The following is a 385-nucleotide window of genomic DNA, read 5'->3' as shown; positions in this document are numbered from 1 at the left end:
ATAAACGGTTAGTTGTAACTTTAAATAGCCATATAAAACGCCCTATTAGGGTCATCCTATGCGATTAGGACCAGGACTACTCGTCACCGCTGCCTTCATTGGACCAGGGACTATTACCACCGCGAGCGTAGCGGGTGCTAACTTTGGTTTTGCACTAATATGGACATTACTATTTTCAGTAATTGCCACGATATTATTACAATCTATGGCGGCGCGCCTAGGCGTAGCCACTGGGCAAGACTTAGCACAAGCACTAAGCGCCCATATTGAAACTCCCCTATTTAAATCTCTCGCTATATTTTTAGTGATCAGCGCCATTGGTGTTGGCAGTGCCGCCTACGAGGCTGGTAATTTAAGCGGTGCCAGCATGGGATTAATTGAAATA

1 protein-coding gene is annotated in these 385 nt (G+C 45.5%); it reads left to right on the top strand.

The window, feature by feature from the left end; all coding sequences use genetic code 11:
- Positions 1-58: 58 nt before the first annotated feature.
- On the top strand, positions 59-385 hold a 327-nt coding region (locus CWB66_RS22090; protein ID WP_171037578.1), incomplete at its 3' end, for a divalent metal cation transporter.

The sequence above is a fragment of the Pseudoalteromonas sp. S558 genome, assembly GCF_005886635.1.
Lineage (GTDB): Bacteria > Pseudomonadota > Gammaproteobacteria > Enterobacterales > Alteromonadaceae > Pseudoalteromonas > Pseudoalteromonas aliena.
Note: the sequence above shows the minus strand (reverse complement) of the source record. Positions and strands in the feature narration are given on the sequence as shown.